We start from the raw sequence: 19,799 nt of genomic DNA, 5'->3' as shown, positions 1-19,799 counted from the left end.
ATCCGCGCCCGGGCGCTCTGCCGGTTACGGTTTTCAGCGCGCCGGTGTCCCAGGAACCCTGGGATTGGCATCGCGCACACCTCACAGCATCACAACACCCCCGCACCATCACGACACCCCCGCACCATCACAAAAAAGGACGACCATGAAGCTCATCCGTACCGCCCTGCTCGGCGCCGCCACCGCGGCACTGGTCCTGACGACGGCCGCGTGCAGCGGGGGAGCGACGACGTCCGAGTCCGGCGCCCCGGCGGCCGAGAAGACCGAACTCAAGATCGGCTTTAACCCCGGCCCCTACCAGCAGATGTTCGAAGAGGGCATCCTGCCGATCCTCGAGGACGAGGGCTACGGCGTCGAGTCCGTGGACTTCACCGATGGCATCGTCGTGAATGTCGCCGTGTCGACGGGCGAGATCGACGCGAACATCATGCAGCACCCCGTGTACATGGACTTCGTGAATGCCCAAGAGGGCATCGACAACGCCGCACTCGTGCAGATTCCGACGCCGCGCATGGCACTGTTCGGTGGCAAGTCGACGTCGATCGACGACGTTCAGGATGGCGCGACCGTCACGGTTCCGAACTCGCCCGCGAACCTCTACCGCGGCCTTCTGATCCTGCGCGACATCGGCTGGATCGACTTCGACGACGTCGACGACCCCAACACGGCCGACCTGTCGATCATCACGTCGAACCCCAAGAACCTCGACATCACCCCGATCGAGAACGCGCAGCAGGTGCCGGCGCTGCAGGACGTGGACTACGCCACAATCCAGGGCAACTTCATCGTGGCCGGTGGCCTGGAATACGACGACGCGCTTGCTCTCGAAGACCAGCCCATCGAGTTCTCGAATGTCGTGACCGTGCGTGCGGACGACCTCGAGTCGGACTGGGCGCTCGCCATCAAGGCTGCCTACGAGTCGCCCGAGTTCATCGAATACATCGAGTCGAACTCGCAGTACGACGGGTACAACCTGCCGGCCTGGTTCAGTTGAGCACTCCCACAGAGGGAAGGATCGTCTTCGAGGATGTCTCGAAGACCTTCACCGGAAGGGCCGCGGACACCGCGGCCCTTCGCGGCGTTTCACTCGACATCGCGCCGGGCACGATCTACGGCGTCATCGGATACAGCGGTGCGGGCAAGTCGACGCTGATCCGGCTGGTGAACGGCCTCGAGCATCCGACATCCGGTCGCGTCGTCGTCGACGGCATCGATGTCGGATCTCTCCAGGGATCACGCCTGCGCACGGCCCAGAAGCGCACCGGCATGATCTTCCAGCAGTTCAACCTGCTCGAGACGGTCAAGGTGCGCGACAACGTCGCCCTTCCCCTCCGTCTCGACGGCGTTGGCAAGGCCGCCGCCCGGGCCCGGGCCGAAGAGGTGCTCGAGTTCGTCGGGCTCGGCGACAAGGCCGACAACCACGCGGGCGAGCTTTCGGGCGGGCAGAAGCAGCGCGTCGGCATCGCGCGGGCGCTCGTGCGCAACCCCACGATCCTGCTGTCGGACGAGGCCACCAGCGCCCTCGACCCCACGACCACGGGTCAGATCATCGAGCTGCTGCGGAGCATCAACCGCGAGTACGGCACGACGATCCTCGTCGTCACGCACGAGATGGACGTCATCAAGGACCTCGCCGAAGAAGTCGCCGTGATGGCCGCGGGCGAGGTCGTCGAACAGGGCACCGTGCTCGAGACCTTCCTGCACCCGAAGGCCGACATCACCCGCGATTTCGTAACCACCGTCATCCCGCAGGGGATCCCGCAACGCGTCGTCGAACACCTGGGCGGCGACGGCCTCTGGCGTCTGCTGCTCGTGGACGACCAGGTCACGCAGCCCCTCGTCTCGGACCTGATCACCGGCATCGGCGTCTCGATCAACATGCTGCACGCCGACATGACCGAGATCCGCAATCACACGGTCGGGCAGATGATCCTGAAGGTCACGGGCTCGCCCGAGCAGGTCGCCGCGGCGCACGCGTTCCTCGAGGGCCGCGTGGCGCACGTCGAGGAGGTCGTGGGATGAACGACGACAAGTGGACGCTCATTACGCCCGAGATCTTCCTGACGGCGCTCGGCGAGACGCTGCAGATGCTCGGCGTCGCACTCGCCCTCGGCTCGGTGCTCGGCATCGCGATCGGCACGGTCCTGGCGCTGACGCGGCCCGGGGGCGTGCTGCCCAACCGTCCCGTCAACCTGATCCTCGGGATCGTCGTCAACCTCATCCGCTCGTTACCGTTCATCATCCTGTTGGTCGCGATCCTGCCGTTCACGCGCCTGCTCGTCGGCACGAGCATCGGCGTGTGGGCTGCGATCGTGCCCCTGACGGTGATGATCGCACCGTACATCGGTCGACTCGTCGAGAACTCGCTGCTCGAGGTCCCGCAGGGAGTGATCGAGGCCGCGCGTGCCATGGGTGCATCGCCGTTCCAGATCTTCTGGCGCTTCTTGCTGCCCGAGGCCCGCAGCTCTCTGATCCTGGCCTTGACCATTGCGAGCGTGGGACTCGTTGATGCCACGGCCATGGCCGGAACCGTCGGCGCCGGCGGAATTGGTGACCTGGCCCTGTCGTACGGCTACCAGCGCTATGACGGCTTCGCGATGGTCATCACCTGCGTGACCCTGATCATCCTGGTGCAGGGCCTGCAGACGATCGGCACGGGCGTGGCCCGGCGTTACCGGAGGCGGTAGGCCGTGAGCGAATTCACCCCCGCCGCCCGCGTCGCGGGCCTGCCGGTCAACTTCTGGGGAGGGATGGACCGCGAGATCGCGCGCCTCGCCGCCGAGCCCGGCCCGGCGGTGATCGATGTCTCGAAGGGCAACCCGGATCAGCCGACGCCCGAGCACATCGTCGCGGCGATGCAGCACGAGGTCGCCGATCCCCGCAACCACCGGTACCCGTCGTACGCCGGTCGCCCCAGCGTCCGCGAGGCGATCTCGCTCCGATACCGCGAGGATCACGGCGTCGGGGTCGACCCCGAGACCGAGGTCGCGATCTTCCACGGCTCGCACGAGGGCTTCATGGCGGCGGTCCTCGCGATCGCGGATCCGGGCACGAACGTCGTGCTGCCTGACCCCGGCTATCCGATCTACACCTCCGCGGCCGACCTGGCCGGGGCATCCGTTGTCCCTCTCCCTCTCGAACCACCGCGCTATCAGCCGGACTTCGACGCGCTCGCGGATGTCTCGGCGGCCAGCGTCCTGGTGCTGAACTACCCGAACAATCCGACCGGGGCCCTCGCCTCACGCGCCACCCTCGAGGCGGCCGTCGGTTTCGCGAAGCGCACGGGCGCCGCTTTCGTGCACGACTTCGCGTACTCATCGCTCGGATTCGACGGCAATCGCCCTCTGTCGGCGCTCGGCATCGACCGCGAATTCGACGTCACGGTCGAGGTGCAAACCCTGTCGAAGACGTACAGCATGGCCGGATGGCGCGTCGGGTTCGCCGCCGGCAATGCCTCGATCATCGCCGCTATGAAGCGGTACCAGTCCCATGCGTTCAGCACCATGTTCGGGGCCACGCAAGAGGCCGCCGCCGTCGCGCTCGAGGGTGATCAATCCGCCGCCGCAGACCTCGTCGCGCTGTATCAGCGCCGACGCGACGTCGTGGTCGATGGTCTGCGCGCAATCGGATGGGATGTCGCGGCGCCCGAGGGCACATTCTTCGTCTGGGTTCGCCTGCCCGGAGATCAGGACGCCGTCGACTTCGCCCGGCGGCTTCGGGACGAGGCGCGAGTCGCCGTCGCGCCCGGGGATGGCTTCGGCACCCGGGGACGCGGGCACATCCGCCTCGGACTCGTGCACGATGAGAACACGCTGCGAGAATTGATCGAGCGCCTCGCCGCGTTCGCAAGGAGGAACTAATGGCCGAGATCGAGAGCTTCACGCTGGACCACACCGCCGTGCTCGCCCCGTACGTGCGCCGCATCGGTGTTGAGCACGGACCGGGCGGGGGCACGATCACGAACTTCGACGTGCGTCTCGTGCAGCCCAATGCGGGCGAGATCCCCACCGCGGGTCTGCACACGCTCGAGCACATGCTCGCGGGACTCTTGCGCGACCGCATCGACGGCGTGATCGACATCTCGCCGTTCGGGTGCCGCACCGGTTTCCACCTGCTGATGTGGGGCGAACCCGAGATTCCGGATGTCGTGGCCGCTCTGACCGGCAGCTTGCGCTTCATCGCCGACGAAGCCGTCGAGGCCGACATCCCCGGTGTCTCGGCGATCGAGTGCGGCAACTTCCGCGACCACTCGCTGCACAGCGCCCGCGAGTGGGCGAAGGTCGTGCTCGATCAGGGCATCAGTCAGGACGCTTTCGCCCGCGTCGGCGTCTGAACGCACGGCAGGCGCGCAGTTACAGGATCTGGCCGATCGGCTCACGCTTCTCGGCCTGGAAGCGGTCTTCCGTCCGCCCGCGCGCCCAGTAACCCGAGAGCGAGACCTGGCCACGGTCGAGCCCACGGTCTTCGAACAACGCGCGGCGAAGGGCCTTCATCGATTCGCGCTCTCCGTGGGCGAAGACGTCGACCGAACCCTCGCGCCACGGCATGCCACGAACGCGGTCGGCGAGTGCTTCCGGGGCGTGGTCGGTGTTGACGACCCAGTGCACTTCCACACCCGCGGGCGCTTCGAGGGCGAGGGCGGTATCGTCCGAATCGACCTCGATATAGGCGACCCCGACGGCATCGGTGGGCAGCGCCTCGAGCGCGGCGGCGATGGCCGGCACGGCCGAGAGATCACCCAAGTACAGGTACCAGGATGCCTCGGGGTTGGGCGCGTAACCGCCGCCCGGGCCCATTAGCCGAAGCGTCGCACCCGGCTCCGCAGCAGCCGCCCACGGCCCCGCCAGGCCGTCGTCCCCGTGCACGACGAAGTCGATGTCGAGCGTCTGTGCCTCGTGGTCCACCCGACGCACCGTGTAGGTCCGCGTGACGATGAGCGAGTCAGCATCCGTGAACATGAGCTTGACGTACTTGTCGGTCTCGGGCCGATCCTCGAACTGCGTGAATCCTGTTCCCCCGAGCGTCACGCGCACCAGCTGCGGAGTGAGCCACGTGCTCGCCACGACAGTGAGGTCGATAGCGGGTCGCGGTGAACGGCTGGACGTGCGGGATGCGAGGGCCATCCCTCGACGCTACAGCTACCGCTCACGTGGACGGTGGGCCGTTTGCGGATGACGCCTGCACGTGCCGCGCGAGCGTCACTCTCTGAAACAATTCGCCGTATCCCGCCCGCAGCGAATTAGCGTCGTATGCATGAGTGCCACGCCCATTCCCGTTCTCGACCTCTCGCTGCTCGACCAGGGTCCGGCGGCGGCCGAGCAATTCCGTGACGAGCTGCGCCGCGCGACGCACGAGGTGGGCTTTTTCACCCTCGTGGGTCACGGCATCCCCGACGACCTGCAGGCGCGCCTGCTGTCGACATCCCGCGCGTTCTTCGCTCTGCCCGACGAGCAGAAGCTCGAGATCGAGAACCTGAAGTCCCCGTACTTCCGGGGCTACGCGCGGGTCGGCGGCGAGCTTACCCAGGGCAAGGTCGACTGGCGCGAGCAGATCGACATCGGCCCCGGCCGCGAGGCGCGCGAACTCGGACCCGACGACCCGGCGTACCTGCGGCTCGACGGCCCCAACCAGTGGCCGAGTGCACTCCCGGAACTCCGCCCCGTCATCGAGGAGTGGCGTGAGCGCCTCGAAGTCATCGGACTGCGGTTGCTCGCCGCGTGGGCCGAAGCGCTCGGCTCCGATCCTGCACAGCTCCTCGACATCTTCGCGGACGAGCCATCGATCCACATCAAGATCGCCCGATACCCCGGGGTTCCCGCGGACGCCAGCTCGCGCCAGGGAGTCGGTCGGCATAAGGACGCGGGAGTGCTCACGTTGTTGTGGATCGAACCGGACGCGGGCGGGCTGCAGGTCGAATACCAGGGCGAGTGGCACGACGTGCCGCCGCAGGACGGCGCACTGATCGTCAACATCGGTGAGCTGCTCGAATGGGCGACGGACGGCTACCTGCGCGCGACCGTGCACCGCGTCATCGCTCCCGCGGAGGGCTCCGAGCGCATCTCGGTTCCGTTCTTCTTCAACCCGCGACTCGACGCTGTCGTACCCCGGTTGAACATGGCGCCCGAATACAGCGCCGCCGCGCGCGGGATCGAGCAGGACCCCTCGAACGTCATCCACGGGTCGTACGGCGAGAACCAGCTGAAGTCCCGCTTGCGCGCCCACCCGGATGTCGCCGAGATCCACCACCCGGATCTGCTCGCCGACGCGCTCGCGGCTCAGGCGCGCTGATCCCGTTTCAGACCTGATCCCGCTTCAGTACTGCCACGTTTCCCGCTGATCCGGACGCGTCCGCTGCTCTGAAGCGCGGGGACGACTCCGTGGCATTACCGTCGCCTTCAACAGAAGGAGTCGGCGATGCCATCGACGTTCGATGTGGGGCGGCTGGTCGAGCCACCCACCGCAACCGCGGGTCACGCGCTCGAGGTCGCACGCGAGTGGTGCAGCCCAGCGCTCGTCAATCACTGCCTGCGGTCGTGGGTGTGGGCAAAGGCGCTGGGGGAGTCGCTCGGACTGTCCGTGGACGATGAACTGCTGTTCGTCGCGGCGATGCTGCACGACCTGGGCGTGACCGAACCGTTCGATGCGCACCTCATGCCGTTCGAATCATCCGGCGGTGCTGCCGCGTGGACGTTCGCGGCGGGTGCTGGTTGGCCGGCCTCGCGGCGGGAACGCGTCATGCAGGTGATCGAACGGCACATGTGGGTGAGTGTCGACGTCGACGAAGACCCCGAGGGCTTCCTGCTCGAGGCGGCCACGAGCCTCGACGTCGCGCATGCCGACCCGGAGAAGTGGGATGTGGTGCTTCGTCGAGAGGTGGCAGCGGCCCTGCCTCGCCTCGACTTCGGCCCGGAGTTTGCGGCGGCAATCGAGGCTCAGGCCTCTCGCAAGCCCTCATCCACGGCGGCACGGCTGAGCGCCTCGGGGCGGATCGCTCGCGGTCATGCTGCGTGGGCCGCTGAGCGCTCGTCGAGCTCGTGAGGGTCGGAGATCCGCTCAGGGTCGGAGTGTTGAGCACGGATCCTCCGACGCCGCCCGGATCTCCGACCCACGAACGCCGATCCGCTTAGCGTGGGCCAGCACGGCCGCGGAAGTGATCCATGGTCTTGTTGATGCCGAGAGTGTTCAGCACGGCGTCGAAGGCCGGGACCGGAAGCATCCGTACTCCCGGAATCAACCGGACGAGCCGCGGCAGGACGAGCTGGCGCTTTCCGCGCTCGATCGCGTTCAGGATGCGGGTCGCCACGTCTTGCTCGTCGAGGATCGGCAACAGCCACGGGAACCTCGTTGTGACGCCCGCGAACATGCCGGTGTTGATGTAATACGGGCAGACGACGAGCGTTCCGACGCGGCTGCGGTCGGCAGCGAGCTCGGCGCGCAGCGACTCGGTGAACCCGAACGCGGCGAACTTGCTGGCCGAGTAGTCCGTCTGCCGCGCGACACCGACGAGGCCCGCAGCGCTCGCTATCGTGACGACCGTGCCCCGGTCGCGGGCGACCATCCCGCCGAGAAAGGCACGCGTCATCCAGTAGAGGCTGAGGGTGTTGACCTCGAAGGTCCGCCGGATCGCGTCGGGGTCCGCGTCGAGCAGACGCTTGCCCGTCACGACGCCGGCGTTGTTGATCAGGATGTCGACGGCTCCGGTCTCTGCCGCCGCCCGGTCGACTTCTTCCCGATCGGTGATGTCGATCGTCGTCGCTTCGGCGCTGCCGCCCCGCGCACGGATCTCGTCACGGACCTGGCGTCCCCGCTCCTCCGAGACGTCCCAGATCGTGACGCGCGCACCGCGCTCGGCGGCACCGAGCGCCATCAGCCGCCCGATCCCGTTGCCGCCGCCGGTGATCAGCATGTGCGCGCCGGACAGCTGCACGGGACTGTGCTTCGCGGAAGGCATCAGTCCTCGTAGCCGATCAGCCAGGGAACCCCGAACTGATCGGTTACCTGCCCGTCGTGCGCACCCCAGGGTCGCTCCTGCAGCGGATCGCTCACCGCACCCCCCTCGGCGAGCGCGGCGAACCACGCCTCGAGCGTTGCCGAATCGGCCGTGCCGAGCAGCGCGAACATCAACCCGGCGGTGTCGAAGGATGCCTCGTCACCCGCCACGTCCGAGGCGAACACAGCGACGGGGCCGCTCAAGATACCGTGGGCCACAGCATCCGGGAGTCCCTGCTCATTGCCGAGGTCGGCATACGTGTGGATCTCGAGTTCGCCGCCGAAAACGTCGCGGTAGAACGTGAGCGCCTCACGCGCGCGCCCATCGAACTTCAGGTACGGCACCAATCCGGTCATCGTGTGAGCCTAGAACCCCCGCCGACGATCGGCCAGAGCGGCGGCCGAAGTGTTCACCGGGCGGCTATATCGTGAGGTCCATGGGCAAAGTCTTCGACGCGATCGATCCGAAACTCGCGGAGTGGATGGAGGCGCAGCCCCTCTGGTTCGTGTCGACGGCACCCCTGGCCGAGGACGGACACGTCAACGTCTCGCCCCGCGGACACGACACCTTCTCGGTGCTCGGACCGAACCGTATCGGTTGGGTCGACTACACGGGCAGCGGAGTCGAAACCATCGCGCACCTGCGCGAGAACGGCCGCATCTGCGTGATGTTCACGTCGTTCGACGGCCGGCCCAGGATCGTCCGACTGCACGGGACCGGCACCGTGCTGCTGCCCGGCGACGCGGGCTTCGACGAGGTCGCCTCCCGTCATGCCGAGAATCCGAGCACTCGAGCCGTCATCGCGGTCGATGTCACGCGCATCAGCGACTCGTGCGGCTGGGGAGTGCCCGTGATGGAGGTGCGCGACGAACGCGACCTGATCCGACTCCACGCCGAGAAGAAGGGTCCGGACGGGATGGCCGCGTACCGCGCCGAGAAGAACGCCGTCAGCATCGACGGACTGCCGGGGCTCTGACCATGCCCATCGTGGACAACGCCGTGTATGTGGCCGGTCGCCGGATGGACAATCCCGCCAGCCTCAACGAGACCTTCGAGTACATGCGCGCCTGCGGGGGGATGGCGTGGATCGGGCTCTTCCGACCGACTCAGGATGAGATCCGTCAGGTGGCGGAGGAATTCTCGCTCCACCCCCTGGCCGTCGAAGATGCGTTGACCGGGCATCAGCGCGCGAAGTTGGAGCGCTACGGCGACATCTTGTTCGCGGTACTACGACCCGCGCGCTACCTGGACGCGACCGAAACGGTCGAATTCGGCGAGCTGCATATCTTCGTCGGACCCGACTTCGTCGTGACGATCCGGCACGCCGAAGCCCCGGACCTCGCCCGGGTACGGCACCGGCTTGAATCGCAGCCGGATCTGCTCGCGCTTGGACCCGAGGCGGTGCTGTACGCGATCCTCGACGAGGTCGTCGATGAGTACAAGCCCGTGGTGCTCGGTGTCGAGAACGACATCGACGAGATCGAAGACACTCTTTTCGGCGGCGGAAGCGCGTCGCTGTCACAGCGCATCTACGAGCTCTCGCGCGAGGTCATCAGCTTCCAGCGCGCCACGCAGCCCCTGACCGAGATGCTCGACGCGCTGCTCAAGGGCGCCGACAAGTACAACGTCAACATCGAACTGCAGCGGTCGCTTCGGGACGTGCACGACCACACACTGTCGACGACTGATCGCCTGGCCACCTTCCGCTCCCTGCTCGACAACGCGCTGACCGTCAACTCGACCCTGGTGAGCGAGCGCCACACCGAGACCGCGCTCGTGCAGAACGAGCAGGTCAAGAAGATCTCCGGATGGGCGGCGATCCTGTTCGGTCCGACCCTCGTGGGCACGATCTACGGCATGAACTTCGACGACATGCCCGAGCTGCACTGGACCTACGGCTATCCGATGGCCCTCGGTCTCATGGCGGCGACGAGCATCACCCTCTACGTCGTGTTCCGGAAGAAGCGCTGGCTGTGACGGCAGACCCGACGAGCGGCCCGCTGTTCGCACCGCCTTGCGGGCCGGTTCGCGGCTGGCTGGACGGTCCCGTGACGCGGGCCACCGGCATTCCGTATGCATCCGCAGAGCGGTTCGCCGAGCCATCCGTCGTCCCTGATTGGAGCGAGCCGTTCGACGCGACGGACTGGTCGCCCGCGTGCCCGCAGCGCGCGATGCCGTTTCTGGACAGGGTGCTCGGCAGCACCCTCGACCAGCGGCGCCTCGACGAGGACTGCCAGCACCTGTCGGTCACGATGCCCGCGGGCACTGAACCGGGCGACGACCTGCCGGTCATGCTCTGGATTCATGGCGGCTCATACGTCTCGGGCGCGGGTGACCTGCCGATCATGGATCCGGCCGCGCTCGTCGCGGAACAGAACGTGATCGTCGTCACCGTCACCTATCGCCTCGGTCTTTTCGGTTTTCTCGGGGGAGTACCGGGGCGTCCCGCCAACCTCGGTCTGCTGGATCAGCTCGCCGCGTTCGCGTGGGTGCAGCGCAACATCTCGGCCTTCGGTGGCGACCCCCGCCGGGTCACGGCGTTCGGGCAATCCGCCGGAGGCGATGCGGTCGCCCACCTCATGGCGACGCCCGGAGCGGCCGGGCTCTTCACGCGCGCGATCATTCAGAGTGCGCCCCTCGGATTGGCGCGGGGCCGGTCCGAGATGTCGGCCGCGATGAACGACGTTTTCGGTGAGGCTCTTACGGGTGTCGCTCCGGATGCACCGGCCGCGGACATCCTGGCGATGCAACCCGCGGTCGACACGGCCGCCTCGCGCTTCGGCCTGAAGAGCGGCATGGCTTTCGGCACGCAGTACGGGCAGGAGCCGTTGCCCGCCGAGTCCGAGCTGGACGAAGCATGGGATGCCGCGGCGCCGAGCATCGACATCCTGATCGGACACACGGCCGAAGAGGCGGCGCTGTTTCTGCCCCGTCTGCAGAGTCTGCAGGGTGTTCTGCGAGTTCCCGTGCTCGGCAAACTCGTCGGACGCACCGTGGTGTCGCTCGTCACGCGCCTGGTGTATTCGCGGGACAGCCGGAAGTTCGCTCGCCGTCACGCCCGGGCAGGCGGCCGCGCGCATCACTACGTCATCAGTTGGTCGGCGCCGAAGAGCGGCTGGGGGTCTGCGCACACCGTCGATCTGCCTCTGCTGTTCGGGGACGCGGATGCCTGGCGCGCTGCGGCGCTCGTGACGGGCACGCCGTGGGCGGAAATCGATGCATCCGGCCGTCAGGTCCGTGCCGTGTGGGGGCGCTTCGCGCGGGGCGAGGACCTCGGCGACCGCGTGACGGTGCCCCGTGCTCTCGACGTCCGCCGCATTCGCTAACCCGCCTGCTCTGTGAGCGTGTCGACGGAGCGGCGGTGCCGTCCGCACGGCGCGAATATCAACACGCCGACCCGGCCTCGAGCGTCCGGCGTGTCGGGCGCTCGGTCGTGCGGACGGCACACGCTACCTGGGCGTTGTTACCGTCCGCGTCCGTGAATCCCATCGCCGGAGCCCGACGGCCCATCCCTCCCGCTCCGGTCCGAGCAGCGCGCGGGCGTCATCGAGCGACGCGAGCCGGAGGCGCCGGGCCAGCGTCACATGCGGGGTCCACGAGTCCGGATCTGTGTGCGGCGCATCCTCTCCCGGCGGCACTGCGGCGCGGACCGCGTTGTAGACGGCGAGGAGCGCTTCATCGAGCACGACCGTTCGGGCCAGAACGCCGCGATCGCCGTGTTCGAACACGATGGGCGTCCCGAGCATCACTCTCACGGGCAACAGCGCCGAGGCTGAGGCGAAGTCGACGAGCGGCAACGACTGGCGCACCAGCACGGTGATGTGGGGGCGGTTGCTGGGCGCAGTATGCGCGGCGAGGCTGGAATGCCCGGCTCGCGCCAGGTGCTCCCAGTCGGCGCGGACGGAGCCTTGCGTCTCGTCGTCGAGCAGAAGCTCGATGCTCACGACATCGCCCATCCCGGAAATCTACCCGGCCCGCAGCAGGCGCACGCCGTGATCCGCGAGGGCAACCAGGGTCGGAGCGGATGCCTCGTCCGCACCGTCGACGATGATCCCCGCGACCTCGTCGAGCGGGAGAACGCGGTACCGCGACACCGCGCCGATCTTCTCCGCGCTGCCCAACACATATGTCTCGCTCGCTCGTGCGGCGAGCGCGCGCTTCATCGCGGCCTCGTCCGCGTCGCCCGTCGTCAGCTCGGCCGTTTCGTGGACGCCCGTCACCCCGAGCAGGAATCGATCAGCACTGATCGCCTGCGCCGCCTCCACCGCTGCCGCGCCACTCGCGACCGCGGAGTGCTTGAACAAGCGCCCGCCCAGGATGATGACGTCGGCGGCGTGATCGAGCAGCGCGGCGGCGATCGTGGGGCTGTGCGTGATGATGGTGCACTCGAGGGTCCGACTCAACGCACGGACCGTGGCGAGTGCCGTCGTTCCTCCGTCGACGATGACGGTGCTGCCGGGCTCGATCAGGCTTGCGGCGAAACGGGCGACCCGCTGCTTGCTTTCTGTGGCAACACTCTGCCGGGCCGCGTAGTCGGCGACGGCGGGCGACGCCGGGAGCGCTCCGCCGTAGACGCGCGTTGCGAGGCCCGCGGCGTCGAGCTCGCGCAGATCGCGCCGGATGCTGTCTTCCGAGACGCCGAGTTCGGACGCCAGCTCTTTTGCGACGATCCGTCCGTCCGACCGCAATCGTGCGAGCAAGAGGTCTTTCCTGGATGCGGCGAGCATGCACACTCCTTAACGTTGTTGCACGTTGTTGTACTATCTTGCCACTATGACGAAGCCTTTGATGATTCTGATCGCCGGACCCTACGCAACCGGAACCGATGGCGACCCCGCACTCATGCGCCGCAACCTCGACCGGCTGGAGGAGGCGGCGTGGCCGCTGTTCCAGGCGGGCCACATTCCCATGATCGGGGAGTGGGTAGCCCTGCCGGTATTGACCAGCGCCGGGGCGAGCGGCCCCAGCGACCCGCTAGCCGCGGACGTGATGTATCCCGTCGCGCACCGGCTCCTGCAGCACTGCGACGCGGTGCTACGGCTGCCAGGGGAGTCCCGCGGTGCCGATCAGGATGTCGCGATCGCCCGCGAGCGCGGCCTGCCCGTTTATACGGCACTGACCGAGGTCCCCGGCGTGGCCGCTTAGTCACCGACCGCCCGGCCCACGAGCCATAGGGTGTGAAGCGTGCCAAAAATCGGGACGCGCAAGCGACTGCTGTCCAAGCAAGAGCTTGCCCTCGTCCTGGTTACCGCGGTGTGGGGCTCGACGTTCCTCATCGTCCACATCGCCGTGCAATACAGCGGCCCGTGGTTTTTCGTCGGCATGCGGTTCCTTGCGGCCGGCGTCATCAGTGCGGTCATCTTCGCGCGCGTCCTCCCGGGCATGCGCTGGAGAGAAATCGGCGCCGGTTCGGCGATCGGCGTGATGATATTCCTCGGCTACGGACTGCAGACCGTGGGCCTGCAGACCATCAACAGCAGCACGTCCGCCTTCATCACGGCCCTGTACGTCCCGCTGGTTCCGGTTCTGCAGTGGATCGTCTTCCGCAAACCCCCGCGGCTGCTGACCTGGATCGGCGTCGCCCTCGCGTTCACCGGGCTGATGCTGATCGCCGACCCGACGAGCGTCGGCTTCACGTTCGGCGAGGGCGAGATCATGACGCTCATCAGCACCCTCCCCATTGCAGCCGAGATCATCCTGATCAGCGTTTTTGCTCGCAAGGTCAACGTCGGGCGCGTGACGGTCGTGCAGCTCCTCGTCGCTGGGGTGTTGGCGATGCTGACCATGCCGGTCGTCGGCGAACAGCTGCCCGCGTTCTCCTGGGTGTGGGTCGTATCCGCACTCGCCCTGGGGGCGGCGAGCTGCATCATTCAGCTGACGATGAACTGGGCTCAGCGGTCCGTCTCACCGACCCGGGCAACGATCATCTACGCGGGCGAGCCCGTGTGGGCCGGAATCGTCGGCCGTATCGCCGGCGACCGCCTGCCGGCGATTGCGATCCTCGGTGCTGCGTTCATCGTCGCGGGCGCCGTGGTCAGCGAACTCAATCCCCGCAAAGAGGCCGAAGCCGAGCGGAATGAAGGGCAGGTCGGACCCGAGGGGCACGAGCAACGGTAAAATCGATGCGTACGCATCAACTGACGCGCCAACGGAAAGCTCAAGGGGCACTGCCATCGACCAACCCCGGACGCGAAAGCCCAGGGCATTGTCGAATGCCGCGCGGCTGATCCATATCTCGAGGCCCGTGCTGTGGATCAACACCATCGGCACCGGTGTCGTCGGCATGTGGCTGACCGGCCAATTGCTCGACCCGCAGGCGCTTCCGATCCTCATCTGGCTGACTCTGCCGTTCAATCTGCTGATCTACGGCGTCAACGACATCTACGACCAGGAAACCGATGCGCTGAACCCTCGCAAGGGGTCCATCGAGGGCGCTCGCATCGAGCCGCGAGAGGTCCGGCTGATCGCGTGGGCGGTCGCGGCGTCGAACCTGCCGTTCTTCGTCTACTTCGTCGTCGCCCTTCCCCCTCTCGCGGTCGCCCTGATCTTGCTCTACGCGGGCGTTTTCGTCTTCTACTCCGCGCCCCCGCTTCGATTCAAGACACGCCCGTTCCTGGACTCCCTGAGCAACGCTGCATACGCACTGCCTCTCTTGATCGTTCCGGTCGCGCTCGGCGTACCGCCGGTATGGCCCGCAGTGCTCGGGCTGCTCGCCTGGAGCGTGGCCAAGCACGCCTTCGACGCGGTTCAGGACATCGAGGAGGACCGCCAGTCGGGCATCATGACAACGGCGATCCGGCTCGGACCGCGCGGGACCGCCGTGTGGAGCGGTGCATGGTGGCTCGTGTCCACCGCGTTTTTCGCCGCGGTCAGTCTGCCCGTGGCCGCCGTCAACCTCGTGATCGCGGGCATCCTGATCGTCTGGCTGTTGCGTCGACCGTCCCCCGCGACCGGACGGCTGCTCTATCCGCTGTCGGTTGCATTTCCGTACATCGCCGGCTCGGTGGCGAGCGGGCTCATCCTTGCTGGCATCTTCTTCGGGGTCTACCCGTGACGCGGGCGTGCGGGGAAGGCGGGGTGCCGTCATGATGCGGATCGTGGTCATCGGCGGCGGGCTCGGCGGGCTCGCCGCATCCGCGTTGCTCGCGCAAGCGGGACACAAGGTCACCCTGCTGGAATCCGCTCCGACCGTGGGCGGCAAAAGTCGGCGTGTTGAGCTCGACGGCGAACGAGTCGACACCGGTCCGTCTCTGTTCACCTTCCCGGGCGTCTGGGACGAGTTGCTGCGCCGGCTGGATGCGGGGCGTCCTCCGATCGCGCACCTCGGCGCGCTCGATCTCGTACGACTGCCCGAGATCGGCCGGTACTACTACAACGGCGAGATCGTGCCGCTGCCTGTGCCGCCCACGCACCCGTGGTACCCGGCGTGGCAGAGGTTCAGTGATCTGCACGCCCCTCTCGCCGACGATGTCACCGCGCTGCTGCTCGCGGATCCCCTCGACCGGGCCTCTCTGCCCGCTCTGCGTCGGTTGCTCGCCGTCTACGGCACGCGGCTGAACACTCGCGCCTACCTCGAGAGCCTCAGGTGGTTGCCGGACGGCCTGCGCGAGATCATCGCCATCCACACGCTCAACGCCGGCGTCTCACCGGCGCGCACCCCCGCGCTCTACGCGAGCATGCCGGCGATCATGGCCGAGGCCGGCGCCTGGGTGCCCCGCGGGGGAATCTACGAGATCGTACTTGCCTTGAAGCGGCTCGCGGATGCCGCGGGCGTCGAGGTGCGCACCGGTGAAGCGGTGACGAGCCTGGAGCGCGGACGGGTCACGACCACCGTCGCCGAGTATCCGGCCGAGCTCGTCGTCAGCGCGCTCGACGCCGACCGCCTCAACGAGCTGCTGGGTCGGCCCGTCTCCCGAAGCGCCCGCACGCTCTCGTGCTCTGCCATCGCGATCTACGGCGTACTGCAAGAAGCCCTCCTTGAGGACGTCGCCGCGCACAGCGTCATCCTCCCGAGCAAACCGGCGGCGCTCCATCGCAGCCTCGCCGCGGGGGACGAGCCTGCCGACACGATGGCATTCGTCAATCACTACCGCGCCGGGGAGGTCTATCCGAACGAGCGGAGCACCCTCGGCATCCTGTTGACCAGTCCCGCGGACGGTGCAGAATACTCACTCGATCACCCGTTCGTACGTCGCGAGATCGAACGCATCTCGACCGCCATGGGCCTCGATGCGCCGCTGACCGACGGCATGGTCGGGACCACCGTGCTCGACCCGCAGTACTACGGCTCCTTCGGTGAACCGCACGGCGCTCTCTACGGTGCTGCGCGACCGCTGTGGATGAGCGGGCCGCTCCATCGGCCGGCTCACCACGACCTGCGGGCGCCGTGGCTCTGGCGGGTGGGGGCATCCGTTCATCCGGGCGGGGGGATACCGGCGGTGCTCGGAGGGGCGATGATCGCCGTCTCAAAGCTGCTCGCGAAGCATCCGGCCTGACTCGGGCGCGTGTCGGAGTGCGGCGGACCCGGCCACCGGGCTCCTGCGCGTCATAGGGTTGCGCGTATGCCCGAGACCCATCCCGACGGCTTCGTGCCGGGCGCGGCCGTGACGAAGTACACCGGCGTCTACAACGCCGACGGCGGTCTCGTCGGCGAGGCACGGTACGTGATCGGTCATCTCTTCGGCACCGCCGAGTGCGCACTCTGCGACATCACGCACTCGCCGGTGCGTCGGAAACCCGAGTGGAATCGCATGGTGACACGACTCGGGGTGCCCATCGTGGTTCTGCACCGCAACGAGCTCGACGAGCAACTCCGCGCCGCGGCGAGTGGGGTCGATTTACCCGTGGTCTTCGCGCATCGAACGGACGGGTCGATCGACGTGGCCCTCACCGCGGCCGAGCTGGCGGATCTCGCTGGTTCGGTCGACCGATTCGAGCGCGCGCTCATCGGCTCCTAGTCGGACCACTGACCGAGGTCTCGGCGGCGCAGCCCTACCGTTGCCTCTGCGCTACTCGAGCAGCTTGCCCGCCACCGACACCTCGCGCATCAGCTCGGCGATGTCGGCGGGGATCGGCGGGATCGCCTCTCGAGTGACCCCCGTGCGGGGCGACCACACGAGGTTGACGCGAAGCTCGGGGTCACTCTCGGGGAAGTCGCTGCGGTTGTGGCATCCGCGTGTCTCGCGACGCTCGAGAGCCGCTTCGAGGGTCGCGCGGGCGGCGAGCGCTGCCGACTTCAGATCGAACGCGTGCGCGAGGTCGTGGTAGCCGGCGATATCGGGATGAACCCCGATGTCGCCCATGCGCGCCTCGATCGCATCAAGCTCTGCGAGCCCGGCGAGCAGGCCCGCCTCGTCACGAACGACGCCGGCGTGCTCGGTCATCGTGTTGCGGATCGCGCGCTGGAGCGCCCGCACGTTCTCGGGACCGGATGCCGCCAGCAGCGCCGTGATCTCATCTCGGGCAACGGCGATGGCTTCGGCGGATCTCTTCTGCGCGGGCAGAGCCGCGGAGTACGCCGCCGCGGCTTGCCCGACGATACGTCCGAACACCAGCAACTCGATCAGCGAATTCCCGCCCAGTCGGTTCGCGCCATGCAACCCCGAAGACGCCTCGCCGATCGCGTAGAGTCCCGGAACATCGGTGCCGTGGTCCGACGAGCGCACCCACACACCCCCCATGGAGTAGTGGGCGGTGGGGGCGATCTCGATGGGATCCCGCGTGATGTCGAGCATCTGCAGCTCGAGCATCGTCTGGTACACGCGGGGAAGCCGCGTCATGATCGTTTCGCGGGGGAGGTGCGACACGTCGAGCCAGACTCCGCCGTTGGGCGTGCCGCGACCCTCTTTGATCTCGGTGTAGCAGGCCAGCGCCACGCGGTCGCGGGTCGAGAGTTCGAGGCGTTCCGGGTCGTAGTTCTGCATGAATCGCTCGCCGAGCCCGTTGCGCAAGATGCCGCCCTCGCCTCGCGCTGCCTCCGAGATGAGCGTCCCCGCCGCATTCTCGGGTTCGATGATGCCACTGGGATGAAACTGCACGAGTTCGGGATCGCGCAGGCGTCCGCCCGCCTCGACCGCGAGCCGGAACGAGTCGCCCGTGTTCTCGTCGCGACGCGACGAGGTGCGCCGCCAGATGCGGTTGTGTCCGCCGGCGGCGAGGATCACCGCGTCCGCGTGGATCAGGTAGCGCGTGCCGTCCTCGAGATCGAAGCCGTACGCACCGAACACCGCACCGTCCTCGTCAACGAGGATGCGCGTGACGTAGACCGTGTCCATGATGGGGATCCGAAGTTGGGTTGCGCGGTTGATGAGCGTGCGCTGAATTTCGAGTCCCGTGTAGTCGCCCGCGAACGCCGTGCGGCGATACGAGTGCGCGCCGAAAAACCGCTGCGAGATGCGGCCGTCCTCTTCGCGGGCGAACGGCATGCCGTACCGCTCGAGGTCTGCGATGCCGCGGGCGGCGCCGGAGGTGACGATGCGAACCGTCTCGGGATTGGCGAGCAGGTAGCTCTCGGTGAGCGTGTCTGCGGCGTGCTGCTGCCAGCTGTCGTCGGGATCCATCGTCGAGAGTGCCGCATTGATTCCTCCTGCGGCGAGAGAAGTGTGTGCGTCAGACTTCGGACGTTTGCCGAGCGCGAGAACGTCCACGCCCGCTTCGGCGAGCTCGATGGCGGCGCGAAGACCTGAACCCCCCGTGCCGATAACGAGGACGGACGTGGACAGGCGGCGCTCTGAATTGCTCATAGATCGAAACTAAAGAGAATCGAGCGATTCCTCCAATGCATCTATTTCACTCCAACGATAGCAATATCGTATGGTTATGAACCTCGATCAACTGAAGGGCTTCGTCGCCATCGCTCAGGTCGGCAACTTCACGCGTGCCGCCGATCAGTTGCACCTCGCGCAACCATCCCTCAGTCGACAGATCGCGGCGCTCGAGCACAGCCTCGGTGCTGAGCTCTTCCATCGATCGCGTACCGGCGCCTCGTTGACCGCCGCGGGCGAGTCGCTGCTGCCCCGCGCGCGACGGATGCTCGCCGATGCGGACTCCGTTCGCCGCGAGCTGGACGAACTCGCGGGACTCCGCCGGGGGCGCGTCCGCCTCGGAGCGACTCCGAGCCTGTGCATCAGCCTCGTCGCCGAGGGGGTGAATGCCTTCCGCGGCGCGCACCCCGACATAGACATCCACGTCAGCGAGCAGGGTTCCCGCCGGCTCCTCGAAGAGCTCGCGGCTGGTGAGTTGGACTTCGCCCTCATCACCGCATCGGATACCGCGACCGGCGACGGGTTCACGGTCGTTCCCCTCCTCATGGAGGAATTGGTCGTGATCGCCTCCACCGACCGTCCGCCGATCGTCGTCGGCGACAGCATCCGTCTCGAACAGCTGGCCCGGCTACCGCAGATCGTGTTCAGCTCGACGTACGACCTTCGGGCGACGACGGATGCCGCATTCCAGGCGGCGGGTATCGCGCCAAAAGTGATCATCGAAGGCGTCGAGATGGATGCGGTGTTGCGGTTCGTCGAGCGAGGAATCGGCGTCGCGATCGTCCCCGCGACAGTCCTTCTCGATCGTCCGCTCCTGCGAGCGACGCGTCTCGTCAATCCCACCCTCACCCGCACGATCAGCATCGCGCAGGTTGCGGGAATTGCCCCGAGCGCTGCAGCCGAAGCGATGCAACGCACCCTGGCTCAGACAGCGACGGCCCTCGCTGCGCGGCCGGACGTCAACATGCGGCGGGCGGATGCGGTTCCGACGTAAACGACGAGGGGCGGTTTTGCGCGCGCTTGTCGAAATCAAGCCGTCCCGATGG

Annotated in this window: 22 protein-coding genes; 16 read left to right on the top strand and 6 right to left on the bottom strand. The window is 67.4% G+C overall.

Annotation, left to right across the window (positions count from 1 at the left end):
- The first annotated feature begins 145 nt into the window (after positions 1-145).
- Genes CGU34_RS15710 through CGU34_RS15690 form a run of 5 tightly spaced genes read left to right on the top strand, consistent with a single transcriptional unit; the run spans position 146 to position 4,333 of the window.
- Complete coding sequence (locus CGU34_RS15710) at positions 146-994, top strand: MetQ/NlpA family ABC transporter substrate-binding protein (RefSeq protein WP_051514224.1); 849 nt, start codon at positions 146-148, stop codon at positions 992-994.
- Positions 991-2,022 (top strand): methionine ABC transporter ATP-binding protein, encoded by a 1,032-nt coding sequence (locus CGU34_RS15705; RefSeq protein WP_198517860.1) that lies wholly within the window; start codon positions 991-993, stop codon positions 2,020-2,022. The genes CGU34_RS15710 and CGU34_RS15705 overlap by 4 nt, the downstream gene beginning before the upstream one ends.
- Positions 2,019-2,687: a methionine ABC transporter permease gene (locus CGU34_RS15700; protein WP_036301827.1), complete on the top strand. Its 669-nt coding sequence runs from the start codon at positions 2,019-2,021 to the stop codon at positions 2,685-2,687. Before CGU34_RS15705 ends, CGU34_RS15700 begins: the two co-directional genes overlap by 4 nt.
- Positions 2,688-2,690: 3 nt before the next feature.
- Positions 2,691-3,860 carry an aminotransferase class I/II-fold pyridoxal phosphate-dependent enzyme gene (locus CGU34_RS15695; protein ID WP_100814649.1) on the top strand — a complete coding sequence of 390 codons (1,170 nt, stop codon included), beginning with the start codon at positions 2,691-2,693 and terminating at the stop codon, positions 3,858-3,860.
- The gene (locus tag CGU34_RS15690) at positions 3,860-4,333 is read left to right on the top strand and encodes an S-ribosylhomocysteine lyase (RefSeq protein ID WP_036301823.1); all 474 of its coding nucleotides are present in this window, start codon (positions 3,860-3,862) and stop codon (positions 4,331-4,333) included. The genes CGU34_RS15695 and CGU34_RS15690 overlap by 1 nt, the downstream gene beginning before the upstream one ends.
- 19 nt (positions 4,334-4,352) lie before the next feature.
- On the opposite strand, the gene CGU34_RS15685 is transcribed toward CGU34_RS15690, so the two are convergent.
- A complete protein-coding gene (locus CGU34_RS15685; RefSeq protein ID WP_100814648.1) occupies positions 4,353-5,123 on the bottom strand; it encodes a siderophore-interacting protein in 771 nt (256 codons plus the stop codon).
- A 130-nt stretch (positions 5,124-5,253) separates the two neighbouring features.
- Between CGU34_RS15685 and CGU34_RS15680 the strand changes: the two genes are divergently transcribed.
- Together CGU34_RS15680 and CGU34_RS15675 are read left to right on the top strand one after the other, a co-directional pair.
- Positions 5,254-6,288, top strand: a complete 1,035-nt coding sequence (locus tag CGU34_RS15680) for an isopenicillin N synthase family dioxygenase (protein ID WP_100814647.1) — start codon at positions 5,254-5,256, stop codon at positions 6,286-6,288.
- 126 nt (positions 6,289-6,414) lie between these two features.
- The gene (locus CGU34_RS15675) at positions 6,415-7,038 is read left to right on the top strand and encodes an HD domain-containing protein (RefSeq protein ID WP_100814646.1); all 624 of its coding nucleotides are present in this window, start codon (positions 6,415-6,417) and stop codon (positions 7,036-7,038) included.
- 85 nt (positions 7,039-7,123) lie between these two features.
- Here CGU34_RS15675 and CGU34_RS15670 read toward each other — a convergent pair whose 3' ends face one another.
- A complete protein-coding gene (locus CGU34_RS15670) occupies positions 7,124-7,951 on the bottom strand; it encodes an SDR family oxidoreductase (RefSeq protein ID WP_100814645.1) in 828 nt (275 codons plus the stop codon).
- Positions 7,951-8,346, bottom strand: a complete 396-nt coding sequence (locus CGU34_RS15665; protein WP_100814644.1) for a VOC family protein — start codon at positions 8,344-8,346, stop codon at positions 7,951-7,953. The genes CGU34_RS15670 and CGU34_RS15665 overlap by 1 nt, the downstream gene beginning before the upstream one ends.
- An 80-nt stretch (positions 8,347-8,426) precedes the next feature.
- On the opposite strand from CGU34_RS15665, the gene CGU34_RS15660 reads away from it, so the two are divergent.
- From CGU34_RS15660 to CGU34_RS15650, 3 genes are read left to right on the top strand one after another with little or no spacing between them, the layout of a single operon-like run.
- A complete protein-coding gene (locus CGU34_RS15660; protein ID WP_100814643.1) occupies positions 8,427-8,966 on the top strand; it encodes a pyridoxamine 5'-phosphate oxidase family protein in 540 nt (179 codons plus the stop codon).
- Positions 8,967-8,968: 2 nt separating this feature from the next.
- A complete protein-coding gene (gene corA / locus CGU34_RS15655) occupies positions 8,969-9,967 on the top strand; it encodes a magnesium/cobalt transporter CorA (protein WP_100814642.1) in 999 nt (332 codons plus the stop codon).
- Complete coding sequence (locus CGU34_RS15650; protein WP_100814641.1) at positions 9,964-11,316, top strand: carboxylesterase family protein; 1,353 nt, start codon at positions 9,964-9,966, stop codon at positions 11,314-11,316. Before corA ends, CGU34_RS15650 begins: the two co-directional genes overlap by 4 nt.
- A 123-nt stretch (positions 11,317-11,439) precedes the next feature.
- Here CGU34_RS15650 and CGU34_RS15645 read toward each other — a convergent pair whose 3' ends face one another.
- Positions 11,440-11,946 carry a 2'-5' RNA ligase family protein gene (locus CGU34_RS15645; RefSeq protein WP_100814640.1) on the bottom strand — a complete coding sequence of 169 codons (507 nt, stop codon included), beginning with the start codon at positions 11,944-11,946 and terminating at the stop codon, positions 11,440-11,442.
- Positions 11,947-11,955: 9 nt separating this feature from the next.
- Positions 11,956-12,717 carry a DeoR/GlpR family DNA-binding transcription regulator gene (locus CGU34_RS15640; RefSeq protein ID WP_100814639.1) on the bottom strand — a complete coding sequence of 254 codons (762 nt, stop codon included), beginning with the start codon at positions 12,715-12,717 and terminating at the stop codon, positions 11,956-11,958.
- 46 nt (positions 12,718-12,763) lie between these two features.
- On the opposite strand from CGU34_RS15640, the gene CGU34_RS15635 reads away from it, so the two are divergent.
- The 5 genes from CGU34_RS15635 (at position 12,764) to CGU34_RS15615 (ending at position 16,947) form a co-directional block, all read left to right on the top strand.
- Positions 12,764-13,135 carry a DUF4406 domain-containing protein gene (locus CGU34_RS15635; RefSeq protein ID WP_198517858.1) on the top strand — a complete coding sequence of 124 codons (372 nt, stop codon included), beginning with the start codon at positions 12,764-12,766 and terminating at the stop codon, positions 13,133-13,135.
- Between the two features lie 39 nt (positions 13,136-13,174).
- Positions 13,175-14,107: a DMT family transporter gene (locus CGU34_RS15630; protein ID WP_232711707.1), complete on the top strand. Its 933-nt coding sequence runs from the start codon at positions 13,175-13,177 to the stop codon at positions 14,105-14,107.
- A complete protein-coding gene (locus CGU34_RS15625; RefSeq protein ID WP_100814637.1) occupies positions 14,067-15,044 on the top strand; it encodes a UbiA family prenyltransferase in 978 nt (325 codons plus the stop codon). Before CGU34_RS15630 ends, CGU34_RS15625 begins: the two co-directional genes overlap by 41 nt.
- 31 nt (positions 15,045-15,075) lie before the next feature.
- Positions 15,076-16,485 carry a phytoene desaturase family protein gene (locus CGU34_RS15620; RefSeq protein WP_100814636.1) on the top strand — a complete coding sequence of 470 codons (1,410 nt, stop codon included), beginning with the start codon at positions 15,076-15,078 and terminating at the stop codon, positions 16,483-16,485.
- A gap of 66 nt (positions 16,486-16,551) precedes the next feature.
- Positions 16,552-16,947: a hypothetical protein gene (locus CGU34_RS15615; protein WP_100814635.1), complete on the top strand. Its 396-nt coding sequence runs from the start codon at positions 16,552-16,554 to the stop codon at positions 16,945-16,947.
- A gap of 51 nt (positions 16,948-16,998) precedes the next feature.
- Here CGU34_RS15615 and CGU34_RS15610 read toward each other — a convergent pair whose 3' ends face one another.
- Positions 16,999-18,732, bottom strand: coding sequence for an L-aspartate oxidase (locus CGU34_RS15610; RefSeq protein WP_100814634.1), 1,734 nt, complete (start codon positions 18,730-18,732; stop codon positions 16,999-17,001).
- Positions 18,733-18,808: 76 nt separating this feature from the next.
- Here CGU34_RS15610 and CGU34_RS15605 point away from each other — a divergent pair, with 76 nt between their 5' ends.
- Entirely contained in the window at positions 18,809-19,747 is a 939-nt protein-coding gene (locus tag CGU34_RS15605) for a LysR family transcriptional regulator (protein WP_100814633.1), read from the top strand.
- Positions 19,748-19,799 lie beyond the last annotated feature (52 nt).

This window comes from Microbacterium lacus (assembly GCF_002812805.1).
GTDB classification, from domain to species: Bacteria; Actinomycetota; Actinomycetes; order Actinomycetales; family Microbacteriaceae; genus Microbacterium; species Microbacterium lacus_A.
This window is presented reverse-complemented; position numbering and strand designations above follow the sequence as displayed.